General features: G+C 74.5%; 6 protein-coding genes. 2 read left to right on the top strand and 4 right to left on the bottom strand.

Features of this window, described 5'->3' with window-relative positions; translation table 11 throughout:
• Positions 1 to 187 precede the first annotated feature (187 nt).
• On the top strand, positions 188 to 841 hold the full coding sequence (locus DEJ46_RS05535) for a maltokinase N-terminal cap-like domain-containing protein (protein WP_150264441.1): 654 nt from the start codon (positions 188 to 190) through the stop codon (positions 839 to 841).
• Between the two features lie 8 nt (positions 842 to 849).
• On the opposite strand, the gene DEJ46_RS05530 is transcribed toward DEJ46_RS05535, so the two are convergent.
• From DEJ46_RS05530 to DEJ46_RS05515, 3 genes are all read right to left on the bottom strand, one after another.
• Positions 850 to 1,938 carry a trypsin-like serine peptidase gene (locus DEJ46_RS05530; protein WP_150264440.1) on the bottom strand — a complete coding sequence of 363 codons (1,089 nt, stop codon included), beginning with the start codon at positions 1,936 to 1,938 and terminating at the stop codon, positions 850 to 852.
• Positions 1,939 to 1,940: 2 nt separating this feature from the next.
• Positions 1,941 to 7,409 (bottom strand): trypsin-like peptidase domain-containing protein, encoded by a 5,469-nt coding sequence (locus tag DEJ46_RS05520; RefSeq protein ID WP_223834525.1) that lies wholly within the window; start codon positions 7,407 to 7,409, stop codon positions 1,941 to 1,943.
• Positions 7,410 to 7,595: 186 nt separating this feature from the next.
• Positions 7,596 to 8,510, bottom strand: a complete 915-nt coding sequence (locus DEJ46_RS05515) for a DNA/RNA non-specific endonuclease (protein ID WP_150264439.1) — start codon at positions 8,508 to 8,510, stop codon at positions 7,596 to 7,598.
• A 196-nt stretch (positions 8,511 to 8,706) separates the two neighbouring features.
• On the opposite strand from DEJ46_RS05515, the gene DEJ46_RS05510 reads away from it, so the two are divergent.
• A complete protein-coding gene (locus DEJ46_RS05510) occupies positions 8,707 to 9,513 on the top strand; it encodes a caspase domain-containing protein (protein ID WP_150264438.1) in 807 nt (268 codons plus the stop codon).
• On the opposite strand, the gene DEJ46_RS05505 is transcribed toward DEJ46_RS05510, so the two are convergent.
• Positions 9,503 to 12,514, bottom strand: coding sequence for a helix-turn-helix transcriptional regulator (locus DEJ46_RS05505; protein ID WP_150264437.1), 3,012 nt, complete (start codon positions 12,512 to 12,514; stop codon positions 9,503 to 9,505). The genes DEJ46_RS05510 and DEJ46_RS05505 overlap by 11 nt on opposite strands.
• Positions 12,515 to 12,698: the final 184 nt, after the last annotated feature.

Raw genomic sequence — 12,698 nt, 5'->3', positions numbered from 1 at the left:
TCCAGGCTAGGTCCGGAGGGTCGGGCCCGCACGGTGGTGGTTCGGCGGGCGGCCCGGGCCCGCACGGTGATGGGTTCGGCGGGCGCCGGAGTGCCGGGGGCCGTCTGTTAGGTTCCGGAGGGCCAGGGGTTCCCGGACGGACGGGGACCGCGCGCCCCGGGCTCCCGTCGAGAGGAAGAGTCGCACGATGGCCGTCATCCACCACACCACGATGCAGCCCACCAAGCTGGAGCTGCTCGCCTCGTGGCTGCCCACCCGTGACTGGTACGCCGGCCGGGAGGGCGGGCCGAGCCCGGCCAAGGCGGGAGGCTTCCGGCTCGACGACCCGGCCGGTGAAGTGGGCATCGAGTTCATGGTGGTGACCGACGGCACCGAGCCGGGCGCCGCCGCCTATCTGGTGCCCATGACCTACCGCGGGGCCCCGCTGGAAGGCGCCGAGCACGCGCTCATCGGCACGTCCGAGCACGGGGTCCTGGGCACGCGCTGGATCTACGACGGCGCCCACGACCCCGTACTCGTCGGGGAGTTGCACGCCCTGCTGCGGGGGAACGCGGTGGCGCAGCACCAGTCCGTGGACGACACGCCGGACCCGACGGTCTCCGTCACCGCCCCGGCCGGGGACGGGGCCGCGGCAGGCGCGGAGCTCGTACGGGTCGTGGACGGGGCCGACCACACCGCTGTGGTCGTGCGGGCGGCCGGCGCGCCCGAGGAACTGACGCTGCGCGTACGGCGCGTCCTGCGGGCCGCCGAGGAGGGTGGCGCCCCGGGCGCGGGCCGGGTCACCGCCGAGTGGACGCTGCCGGACGGGAGCACCGCCCGCGGCCCGTACGTCACGGCGTAGGGCGCTCCTCAGACCCAGTTGACCTCGGCCTTGGCGAGCAGCGGGTCGTCGATCAGCTCCCACAGCGGGACCGCGAGGTTCCCGCTGCGGTAGCGGCCGCCGAAGTGCAGGCCGAGGACGCGGTGGTCGGTGAGGTCGAAGACGGGGGAGCCGCTGTTGCCGCCCAGCGTCGAGCAGTCGTGCTTCATCACCAGGCTGCCCGGGGTGAACTCGGTGGCCGCGCCCGGCTGGAGCCGCTTCACGTTGTACACGTCCATGAAGATCCGGCGCATCGACTCGGGCTCGTTGCGCCGGCCGTCCCAGGCCGGGTAGCCGACCACGTACACCGGGCGGCCCGGCAGGCTCGCGGGGGCGTCCGCGGCCACCGCGAGCGGAGTGGGCAGCCCGTCGGAGGCCGGGGGCTCGATCCGCAACAGGGCCATGTCGACGTCCGGGTGGATGCCGATGATCTCCGTGATCTCGTACGTGACCGAGGGCGGAGCCGCGACCGGGGCGTCGCCGTCCACGGGCAGCTCCTCCGCCGGGTCCACCCGTGCCGACATGCCGAACTCGAACGTCCAGCGGTCGCGGTCCGCCTCAAAACGGCTGAACTCCGCCGCCACGTGACGGTTCGTCATCACCGTGCGCGGTCCGACGAGGAACGCCGTGCCCACCCAGTCCAGACTGGGGTGGCCGGTCAGCTCGACCCGGCCCACTCGGGCCAAGGACTCCTTGATGGCGGCCCGTTGACCGTCGAGGACCGCCCACTCGTCCCGCTGCGAGGCGAAGTCCTGGCGCTGGACGAGGATCGCGGGGCGGCCCTGGAGGAGGACTATCGCCTCCACGCCGAAGTACTCGTCCTCGCCGATCTCGTCCTCGCGGTGCGCCGCCAGCTTCTCCAGACCGCTGACCCCCGCCTCCAGGACCCGTGCCCGCTCCTCGTGGGCGAAGCGGGAGATCTCGGCCGCGGGCGCCACGTCGGCGGGCAGTTCGAGCGCCGACTCGGCGATCTCCGCCTCCAGATCCGCCCGGACGCGGTCGGCGACCGCCCGCAGGTCCCCGAAGATCTGCTCGGCGCCGGTCGCGACCGGCGACCCGTTCCGTGCTCCGTTCGGCATGGTCACTCACCTCCGCTGCCCGTGCGTCCGCCCGGGGCGGGCCGCCCCGATTGGCCGGCCACGATCTCGTCGTACAACTCCGGTCGGGACTCCCGCAGATGGGACATGATGCTGCTCATCTGGGTGCCGACGTTCACGAACTTCGTCTTCTGGCCCTGGAATTCGACCTCGTCCACCTTCTTCGTGGCGCGGTGCAGTCCCACCACCGTCCAGTCGTCGAGGCAGACGGGCGAGCCGGACGAGCCGCCGCGCGTGTCGGTGAAGTACATGATGTCCCGCTCGTCCGCCCGGTAGACCAGGTTGTTGCGCAGGGCGACGCGCTTCGGCAGACCGCTCGGATGCTGGATGATGTTGACCGGTACGCGCTGGCGCTCCCGGACCAGCAGCGGCCGGGTGGCGACCTTGAGCGTCGGCCGCGGGGCCTGCTCGGCGGCGAGCCGCACGATGGCGTAGTCGAGCGACTCGTCCCAGGCGGCCAGTTCGCCGGCGGTCACCTCGGGGGAGGCCGTCGCGTTCTCGACGAAGTCGAAGCGGGAGCGGGACATCAGCGCCTGCAGCCGCAGGTCGTCGTCGCTCACGAACGGCCGCACCCCCGACTCCCACGAACGCGCCATCACCACATGGTGGTTGGTGATCAGCAGCCCGGGAGCGACCATCCACCCCGTGCCGCCGTGCGGGTACGACGGGAGGAGCGGCGACCCCGACTCGTACGGCGGGATCCTCAGCAGGGCGACGGAGGCCCCGGCCCGGATGCCACCTTGGAGGAACTCGTACGGCACGGTGTCGTCCTGGAGGACGATCTCCTCCTTGAACTCCCCGGGCATCATCTCCGGCGGCAGTGCCGCCTCGCCGGTGATCTCCCGGGCCACGGTGTCGAGCGCCCCCTGGAGGACGGCGCGCGGGCCCTGCTCGCGGGTCTGCTCGATCGCGTTGTGCAGCCAGATCTCCAGGGGCACGAGGCCGTCGATGAGGCGCTCGACCTGGTTCATCGCGTTCAGGTCGGCATGAGCCTGCTCCAGCGGGTCGTTGAGGGGCGGCAGAGTGGCCGTGAAGTGCGCGGGGATGCCCTTGAGCAGGGCGGGGCGCAGCGCCCGGTCGGCGAGCCCCGCCTCCATCGCGGCGGTGCGGACCCGGACGAGCTCCTCCTGGGCCAGGAAGGGCTCCTTGCGGAGTGCGGCACCCGCGGCGTCGGGCGGCGGCTGCGTCCACAGCCCGACGCCCCCGCGCCGGGGACGGCCGGCCGTGCGGGGAGTCGCCCAGGAGCGCGTCACGGAATCGGGGAGCGGGTGAGGAGTCGCGGCGTGGTGACCGGGAGGGGGAGGGGGCGGAGCGGGACGTGTACGGGTGGGGTCGCGCGGGTCGGGGGTGGTGACGGCGGCGTCGGGCGGGTCGGGCGGATACGGGGCGGGTTCGTACCAGCCCGGGGCATACGCGGTGGGGCCGGGCGTCGCCGGGCCGGCGTCCATGGCGGAGGCGACCCCGAGGAGCAGGTCCCCGCTGCCGTCGCGGAGCGTGAGCGCCTGGCGGGCGACGCTGTCCAGCGTCCCGCGCCGCCGTGCCTCCCGGAGCGCCCGCTCGATCCGCTCGCGCCCCATGCGGGTGGGCGCCGCCGTCGCCGGGGTGATGTCCGGTGGCTCGCCGGCCGCCGTGTCCAGGATGCGGGCCAGGGGCTCGCGCAGCCGGGGCTCGTCGGTCATCGTCGTATCGATCCAGTGGGCGAGCTCGCCCACGACCGCGTCCTCGTCCGCCGGGAGCCCCACCAGCCGCAGCGTGTGCTCCAGGAGCTGGGGGTCCGCACGGCAGGCCGTCGCCGCCGCCGTGCGGGCGAGGGACGGCTGCCGGGCCAGCTCCGCGTCGGGCATCCCGCGCAGAGTCCGGGCGAGCCGTGCCTCCGCCGGAGCGGCGTCGCCGTCCGCGAGGGCCGCGAGCCGGGACCGGGCGACCAGCACGCCCAGGGACTCGTACCGCAGGCCGAGACCGGCGGCGATCTCCTCGGCCTCCTGGAGGTCCCGGTCCGCGTCGGCGAAGTCGCCCGCGTCCTGCGCGAGCCGCGCCGACAGCTGGAGCAGTTCGAGCTGGGTCTCCGCGCAGCCCGCCTCCGCCGCCCCGGCCACGGCGCGCTCGGCGCCCTCGCGTGCCTCCGCGCTCCGCCCCGAGCGGGCGAGCGCCTCCGCGAGCAGGGCGTGGAGCCTGCTGCACGGCGTCCACGGCCGCCGCTCGGACAGCCGCTGCGCCGCCGCCTCCACGTACCCCTGGGTGAGCAGGTCCTCGACCTCGCGCGCGGCGATCCGCTCCCAGTCCTCCTGCTCGGCCTCCGTCATGATCTGGTCGGGGACGTGGCCGCCGATCAGGCCGAGGAGGAAGGCCGCCGACCGGTCCGGCATCTCGCGGTGGGTCGAGCCGCCCAGGTACGCGCTGACGCCCTGCTCCCAACGCGCCTCCACCGTACGGGGGTTCTCGCCGAGCCGGAGCCGGTGGTAGATCTCCTCGGCGCGGTCCCTCGGCCCCTCGCGGGCCGCGTAGTACGCGACGGCGCTCCGGTCCACGGCCCGCATCAGATCGGTGCGCGCACGGTCCGACAGGCGCAGCATGATGGCCCGCAGGTCGGTCCGGTGCCGGATGGCCTCGGGACCTGCCGACTCCATCAGGTCGACCCGGGAGGTGAGCAGCCCGTAGAGACGGCGGGCCTCCGCCGGTGTGTCGACCCGGAGCCCGGCCGGCCCTGCGAGGACGTGCCGGACCAGGTCCGGGGTGATGAAGCGGAGCGCGAGCCCCGCCTGCACCAGGGCCCGGACGTCGTCCTCCACGATGTGCTTGAGGATGCGGTCGTACAGCGTGCCCTGGATGAGCATCTGGTCGACCTGGCGGTCGAAGTAGCGGCGCCGGTACGGCAGTCCGCGCAGCAGCTCGCCGAGTGAGGCGGAGTCGCCGCCCAGGGCGACCGCGGTGCGCGCCGCCAGCTTCAGGCTCAGCGGATGGCCGCCGATCCGGTCCACGAGGCTCTCGGCGACCGCCTCGTCCTGCACCCCGGAGGACATCAGCAGCTCGACGGAGGCCTGTGGGTCCAGCTCGGTGAGCTCCATCGTCCGGGGGGTGAGGACGCGGGCCGGGTGGTCGACGGGCGCGCGTCCGGCGACGACGAAGCGCAGGCGCGAGTACGCGGCGCGCAGCGCCGTCCAGATCGCCCACATGCGGCCCATCACCGGCGAACCCCGGTACTGGGCCTCCTCGAAGGAGTCCATGACGATCAGGAAGGGCGGGGCCTGGGCCGCCCCGCCGTCCGGGGGCCGGACGGCATCGGCGACGAGAGCCGCGATCCGGCGGGCGAGCTCCTGCTCCCGGGCGCTGGCCCGGGCGTGGAAGTCCGCCGAGTAGTCGCGGCCGATCGTCGCCCGCGTGGTGGAGAGCTTGTAGAGATCGTCCAGTTCGTTGCGCTCGCCCCGCTGCACCGCCGCCGTCCGCTCGCACTCGTCCGCGAGGGCGTCGAAGGCGGCGCGGTGCCCGGGGTGCTGGATGCCGAGCTGGCGCGCCGTCTCCGCGATCACGGTGGCGGGTTCGTGGATGGAGAGCGTCGGCCGCTCGAAGTCGAGGTAGGCGAAGGGGAACCGGGTGGGGGCGTCGGCCAGCGCGTCGACGAGGAATCTGGCGAGCAGCATGCTCTTGCCGATGCCTCCCACGCCGTGGATGAGGACGGGGGGCTCCGCCGGCTCCTCGGGAAGCGCGAGATAGGCGTGCAGGGAGTCGAGTTCGGCGGCGCGGCCGTGGAAGGTCCCCTGCAGGAGGCGGTGCATCGGCTGCAGCAGCCGGGCCTCCTCCAGGCGGTGCTGGACGTCCTCGACCCGCGGGAGCCCCGTGACGCCGGGGACCCGGCCGAGCCAGAGGACGGCCTGGAGGGTGTCGCAGAGCTCGTCGACGTCCGGCCGGCCGGTGAGGGTGTCGAGGCCGGTGCCCGTGAGGAGGGCGAGGGCCGTGCGTTCGGGGCCGGCGCCCTCCGGGCGCAGGCCGATGTTGGTCCGCAGGGCGCGCAGTGCGGCGCCGGGACCCGCGAGGCCCGCGAGGGCCGTCTCGCGGATTTCGGGCTGCAGCGTCCAGAGCGTGGCCTCGGGGGAGGGCAGCGCCGTGCAGTCGTCGACGAGCTCCAGGACCGCCCGGCCGGTGGACCGCTCCTCGTCGGGCAGCCGCAGCAGCGCGGGGTCGAACTCCTGGAGGAGGCAGGCCGCTTCACGGTAGGACCTGCGCAGGTCGGGCAGGGCGGGGGCGGGCGCCGAGAGGCTCGTGCGCAGGGCGTCGCGCAGCTGATGTCCGGCGTCACCGGGCGAGGGAGGCAGCGGGGCGAACGCCCGGTGGAGCCGTACGACGTCCTCCACGGCCGTGCACAGCCGGCGCATGTAACTGTCCTCCGCGTCGGGGCGGTCGACGGCGCGCAGGACCTCGGAGACGGCAGTCTCCGTGAGGTCGTGGACCACCTCGTCGTCCTCGGCCTCCCGGTGCACGGCGGTGAACTCGCCGAAGAACTCCCGGAAGAACGCCCGGAGATCGTCCTCGTCCAGCAGGCGCGTGGTGTCACGGCACTCGTTCTTGCGCACCTCGTACGGGAGTTGACGCATCGTGGTGGAGTAGCCGAGGAGGACGAGGCGGGGCACGGTCTCCTTCCGTACCGGGGTGTGCTCGTAGACCGCGCGGGCGAGGACGCCGACGCAGTCCCACACGTCCGAGTTGGGGTCGAGCCGGTCGCAGTCGTCGAGGACGATCCAGAAGCTCTCCTCGGCGGCGGTCGCCCGGCTGACGATCCGGTGCGCGGCGTCCTCGAAGGACGGCAGTGGATCGTTCAACCGTGTCGGGTTCAACGACACTTCGTCCGCCCCGTGGCCCGCGACGAAGGCGGAGAGGCGCTCCATCAGCCGCGCCGCCGTCGACGTACGGGACAGCGTGACCCGTACCGGCCGGAAGCCGTAGTGCTGGCCGAGATGCCGGATGAACTCGTACGTGTAGGACCGGCCGCTGTCCGGGGGGCCGTCGACGACCATGACCGTCTGCTCCGGGTCGGCCAGGAAGCCCCGGAGCTTCTCGCGCAGCTCCGTGCGGCCGAGGAACGCCTCGGTGCCGTGCTTCAGGAGCATGCTGTCGAACGGGTCCCGCGGGGAGCGGTCGAGACGCTCGTCCTCCCGGAGCCGGGTGAGGAGGTTCCGCGCCTCCGCGCCCTGCTCGAAGGCGTGCGGATGGTCGATCGCGGCCAGCGCGTCGAGCCCGGAGAGGACCGCGAGCAGGCGGCGCTGATGGGCGATGTCCCGGCGGGCCGACCCGACCACGAGCAGCGCGTTGCGGTCGGGGTCCGGGGTGAGCGGCAGGTCCTGGACGAAGTCGGCGGGCAGCCCCGCGCGCAGCAGACTCTCCCGCGGCTCGGGTGTGTCCAGGAGATGGGCCCGTACCCAACTGGCGACGAGCCCCCACTCCGTCTCGGTGAGCGGCATACCGCACCTGTCCGGCGAACTGGCTGGTCCTTCTCATCGTTTCACCGGGCGGTAGCGGTCGCAATCGCTGGTCGGCTGCGCCGAGGCACCCCGCCGACCAGCCGAAGCACTCCCCGCCGATCAGCGGAAGCACCCACGCCGATCAGCCGAAGCTCCCCTGGCGATCAGCCGCCGCACCCCCGCTGATCAGGCGTGCAGCACGATGTCCCCGTACGACTCCAGGCGCCGCCAGCGGTCCTCGGGCCCCCGCGCCGGCGGCAGGACGTCCACGTCCGGCAGCGGCCCGAACTCCAGCTCGGTGATCTCCGCGACGTCGGAGACCGGGACCTGGTACGTACGGAAGGGACCCAGCGGCGGCGGCGCGCCGGCCTGCGCCCCCGCGAGCGCCCGCTCGGCGTCCCGGCTCAGGTCGGGGCTCTGGTCGAGGACGTACGCGGCGGCGGCGAGCGCCCCGTCCTGCATGAACGCCGCCACCTTCCAGAAGCGCATCGGCACCTGGATCCCCCGGTAGGGCGGGTCGGAGTCCTGGAGGACCGGGCCCGTGAGGACCGTCAGCTTCCGGTCGAATTCGGCGGCGTGGTCGAGAAGGTAGTTCTCCAGGCCCTGCCAGAGCTGCTTGCCCTGGTTGAAGACGTCCGCCTGCGGGGCGGCGTTGGTGAAGTGGAAGGTGTCGGTATTGGCCTGTGCCGCCACGGCCGACGGCCCCCAGACCGGGTCGAGGCGGCGGACCAGATGGCCGCGGTCGAGACTGTTGTTCCGGTAGACCGCGTCGCCGGCCTGCTGCTCCTCGGGCAGCCGGGGATCGAACTCCCAGACGTCGTCCCGGGGTACGTCCTCCTGGAGCTCCCGTCCCTCGATGCAGACCGCGGTCGAGGCGGCGAGCCGCCGGTCGGGCCGGAAGACGACCGTGAAGTGCGTGTACGGCAGGATCACCGTCGCGATCGTGTCCCTCACCGGGAGCGGGAGCGGTACGGCGGGGCCGAGGAAGGTCTCGTCGTAGCCGGCGCGGCCGGCGAGCGCGCCGCTGCGAGGACCGCCGGAGGAGGACGCGCCGGCTCCCGGAGTGCCTGCGGCGGAGGGCGGGGGATCGGAAGGGTTCATACGATGTAAGTACCGCGTGGAGCGTGTCGCGCTCGGCGCCGGACCGCAGGCCACTCGATCAGCCGCCTCGGCAGCCGCCCCCGGCAGCCGCACCGGCATCCTCTCCCGTGCCGGCCCCTCCCGTTCGATCCTCTCCTGTCCGACCCCCTCCCGTTCGATCCCCATCCATCCCTCCCTCCGCACCAGGAGGCACCCCATGGCCACCGGACTCTCCCTGCACGTAGGACTCAACGAGGTCGACCCCGCCCGCTACGAGGGCTGGGCGGGCACCCTGGTCGCCTGCGAGAACGACGCCCACGACATGGCGCGGATCGCCCGCACCGCCGGATTCGAGACCACCGTCCTCCTCACCCCGGACGGCACCGTCGCCAACGTCACCTCGGTCCTCGGCGAGGCCGCCTCCCGGCTCGGCCCCGGCGACATCCTGCTCTTCACCTATTCGGGCCACGGCGGGCAGGTGCCCGACGAGTCCGGTACGGACGACGAGCCGGACGCCCTCGACGAGACCCTGGTCCTCTACGACCGCCAGTTCCTCGATGACGAGGTGCAGCGGGCCTTCCGCGCCTTCGCCGACGACGTACGGATCGTCGCGCTCTTCGACTGCTGCCACAGCGGCAGCAGCATCGAGGTCCCCGGCGGCGCGGACGGCGACCGGGGCCGCTACCTGCCCGAACCGCAGCAGCGACAGCTGTACGACCGAGACCGGGACTTCCTGGACGAGCTGCGGCGCTCGCTCGCCGAGGACGCCCCCGAGAACGGGGCCGAGCCGGACGCCCTGCTCGTCGGGGCCTGCCAGGACAACCAGACCGCCTCCGACGGCGACGTCAACGGAGCCTTCACCGCGGCCCTGCTGGAGGTGTGGGACGGGGGCGCCTTCCAGGGCGGCTACCGGGAGTTCCACCGGGCGATCCAGCGCAGACTGCCCCCGACCCAGAGTCCGAACCTCCATCTGACCGGCTCGCCGGGCCCGGACTTCGTCAATCAGCGGCCGTTCACGGTCTGAGCGCCGTCGCCAGCTGGGCGCGCGAGCGCACGTCGAGCTTCTGGTAGATCCGGGTCAGCCGTGCCTCCACCGTCTTCACGCTCAGGTACAGCTTCGCCGCCGCCTCCTGGTTGCTGGCCCCCTGGCCCACCAGCCGGGCGAGCCGGAGCTCGGCCTCCGTGAGCGTGGAGAGCGCGGGCAGCGTCTCCTCGCCGCCCGAGCCGCCGCCGGGACTCTCGCCCGCCGCGCCCGCCGGGGTCTCGCCCGCCAGGGCCAGCCACGGCGCCGCTCCCGCCCGCTCGAACACCGAGGCGGCCTCGTGCAGGGCGCTCTGCGCCGCCGACCTGCGCCGTCTGCGGCGCTCCACCCGGGCCAGCGCGATCAGCGCCCGGCCGCGTTCCAGCGGAAGCCCGGCGCGGCCGAAGCGCTCGGCCGTCCCGGTGAGCAGCTCGGCCGCCGCGTCCGTACGCCCCTCCGCCGCGAGGCAGAGGGCGTGCACCCGGTCGCAGCCCAGGAGGACGGTGTCGCGCCCGAGCCGCTCCGCCACCGGGCGCACCTCGGCGAGGACCGCGAGGGCCTCGTCGACGGCGTCGGTGGCGAGCAGGGCCTCGGCCAGCTCCTCGTGCCAGCGCAGCATCGACGGGTCGACGGTCGACTGGGCGCGCTCGTCGGCCTGGACGCGTCGGAGGGTCTCCAGGGCGGCGGCCACGTCCCCGTTGACGAGCTGGACCCGGCCGAGCGCGTACCGGCTGCGGGAGAGGAAGACCCGGTCGCCCTCCTCCTCCGAGGCCTGCACGCTGCGGCGGGCATAGCTCGCCGCCCGCGCGAAGCTGCCGCCCGCGGTCTCCGCGAGCGCCAGCGCGTACCAGGCGGGACCGGGGGAGAGCCCCGCCTCCAGGGTGAGGGCGAGCGACTGCCCGGCGTGCGCCAGGGCCGCCGCGCACGGGCCGAGCCGGGACTCGATCTCGGCGAGGGTGCTGAGGAGCTCGATGGCGTCCTCCACCGTGCCGCGCCGCTGCACCAGCGGGAGGAGGGCGTTCAGCTCGTCACGGGCGTCCGTCAGCCGGCCGTCGAAGAGGGCGTGGCGGATCGTCAGGATCTGTGCGGCGTTGCGGATGCCGAGCGGCCGCTCGGCCAACTCCAGCGCCCGGGCCTGGGCGAGTACGGCATCGGTGTCCGGTGAGCCGAGCGCCCGCTCCATCCGCGCCTGCACGGTCAGCGCCTGCGCGGCCGTGCGCGGATCGCCCATCGAGGCGGCCAGCGCGGCCGATTCGGCGGCGGCCGTCCGTGAGCGCTCCGGATCGCCGTCCGCGAGCACGTACTTGACGGCGAGCCGGAGCTGTACGGCGGCCCGCAGCGCGGTGTCCCCCTCGGAGTCCTCCATGGCGTGCACGTACATCTCGTCGAGCCCGGTCAGCCCCTGGCCCGCCGTGTCGAGGACGGCGAGCCGTGCCCTCACCCGGTCGGCCGGTGCCGCGTCCCGGGCGAGGAGGTCGGTGGCGGCCCGCATCGCGAGGTCGGCGCGCGCCGCGCGGGCGGCCTCCTCGGCGGCGTCGACGAGCCGGGCGATCCGCCGCGTGCCGTGCCGGCCCGGCGTCGACTCGGCGGCGAGCAGGGCCAGTTCGGCGGCGAGCGCGCTGTTCCCGCGCCCCCGGGCCAGATCGGCGGCGGCGGCGACCTCGGCGGCGAGGTCCTCGTCGGGGCTGTCGGTCGCGAGGGCCCGGTGGCGTACGGCCTCCACCGGGTCGTCGACGACCTCGGCGAGAGCCGCGTGCCCGGCGCTCCGCTCCGCCCAGCAGGCGTCGTGCACCAGGGTCGAGGGCAGCAGCCCGGCGGTGAACGTCACCGAGCCGTCCTCGGCGAGCGACACCAGACCGGCCCGCTCCGCGGCCGTCAGGTCCGCCTCGGCGGTCGGCCGGCCGGCCCGGCGCACGAGGGTCGCCGAGGGGCGCAGCGCCAGCGCCGCGAGCAGCAGCGTCTCGCGTACGGGGAGGGGCGCGGCGCCCAGGAGCTGACGGGCCAGGTCGCGGGCGCGCCCGGACAGGGTGAGCGCCTCCGCGTGGTGGACCGGGGTACGGGCGTCGGCGAGGGAGCGGCCCACGGCGAGCGCGAGCCGCGGATTGCCGCCGCTGGCGCGGTGGATGCGGCCGGCCATCCGGGAGGGCAGGCGGTGGTGGATGAGGAGTTCGGCGATCTCGTCGGCGTGCAGCGGGGGGACGAGCAGGACGTCCGCCTCCGAGGGCACCCAGAGGTGCGTGGCGTGCGGGTCCTCGGGGCGGAAGGCCGCCCGATGGCTCTCGCCGTACGGCTCGTGGTCCCCGCCGTACGGCTCGGGCGTCTCGACGGCGACCACCCGCAGCGCGGGCGGGGCCAGATGGAGCGCGAAGCGCAGCAGGTCGGCGCTGTCCGCGTCGATGTACTGCACGCCGTCGACGACGAGCAGGACGGGCCCGCGGCAGGCGAGGGCGCGCAGGATCCGGGCGATGCCGAGGCGCAGGGCGATCGGGTCCCAGCCGCCCGCGTCGATCGGCGCCTCGCGGCAGAGCATGGCGACGGCGGTGCGCTGGGGTCCGGGCAGTTCGTCGAAGACGCCGGAGGCGAGCACGCCGGGCGAGAACCGTCCGGCGGGTGCCGAAGGATCCGACGTATCGAACTGATCGGGCCAGTCGGACCGGTCGGGGCGGTCGGACGGATCGGACGGCTCGGGTACGGGAGAGCCGAGGCCCGGCCAGTTCACCGTCGCCGCCACGGAGGCGACGAGCGCGGCGGCCGCTGCACCGGGTATCTCGCGGTCGGACGGCAGGGTCGCGAGCCACAGGACGGTCTCGCCGCGCGCCTCCGCGCGGGCGGCCTCGGCGAGCGCGAGCTCGGTCTTGCCGACGCCGGCGGGTCCGGTGAGCAGGGCGCGGCCCCGTGTATGCAGGACGCGTTCCAGCCGGGCGAGGAGTTCCTCGCGGCCCACGGGTGCCGGTGGTCCCCCCACGCCGGCGGGGCGCAGGGGGCGCTGCGGTGCTGTCGTCACTGTCCACACCTCCGGCGCTCGGGCCCCCGGCCCAAGAGCCCCGTGGGCAGAGGATACGGAGCCCCGCCGTGGAGTCCAGGCCCCTTGTCCGGCATACGGACACGGCGTCCCCGGCCGGTGAGGCCGCGACACGCCAGAACGCGCCCGTGGTATAGACCACGAGCGCGTCGCTGACCAGCAAGAA

Source organism: Streptomyces venezuelae (genome assembly GCF_008642375.1).
Classification (GTDB): domain Bacteria; phylum Actinomycetota; class Actinomycetes; order Streptomycetales; family Streptomycetaceae; genus Streptomyces; species Streptomyces venezuelae_G.
Note: the sequence above shows the minus strand (reverse complement) of the source record. Positions and strands in the feature narration are given on the sequence as shown.

Excerpts from the sequence above, each read along its gene's own strand:
- DEJ46_RS05515 (WP_150264439.1), bottom strand. The coding sequence starts at position 8,510 with ATGAACCCTTCCGATCCCCCGCCCTCCGCCGCAGGCACTCCGGGAGCC.
- DEJ46_RS05520 (WP_223834525.1), bottom strand. The coding sequence starts at position 7,409 with ATGCCGCTCACCGAGACGGAGTGGGGGCTCGTCGCCAGTTGGGTACGG.
- DEJ46_RS05530 (WP_150264440.1), bottom strand. The coding sequence starts at position 1,938 with ATGCCGAACGGAGCACGGAACGGGTCGCCGGTCGCGACCGGCGCCGAG.
- DEJ46_RS05510 (WP_150264438.1), top strand. The coding sequence starts at position 8,707 with ATGGCCACCGGACTCTCCCTGCACGTAGGACTCAACGAGGTCGACCCC.
- DEJ46_RS05535 (WP_150264441.1), top strand. The coding sequence starts at position 188 with ATGGCCGTCATCCACCACACCACGATGCAGCCCACCAAGCTGGAGCTG.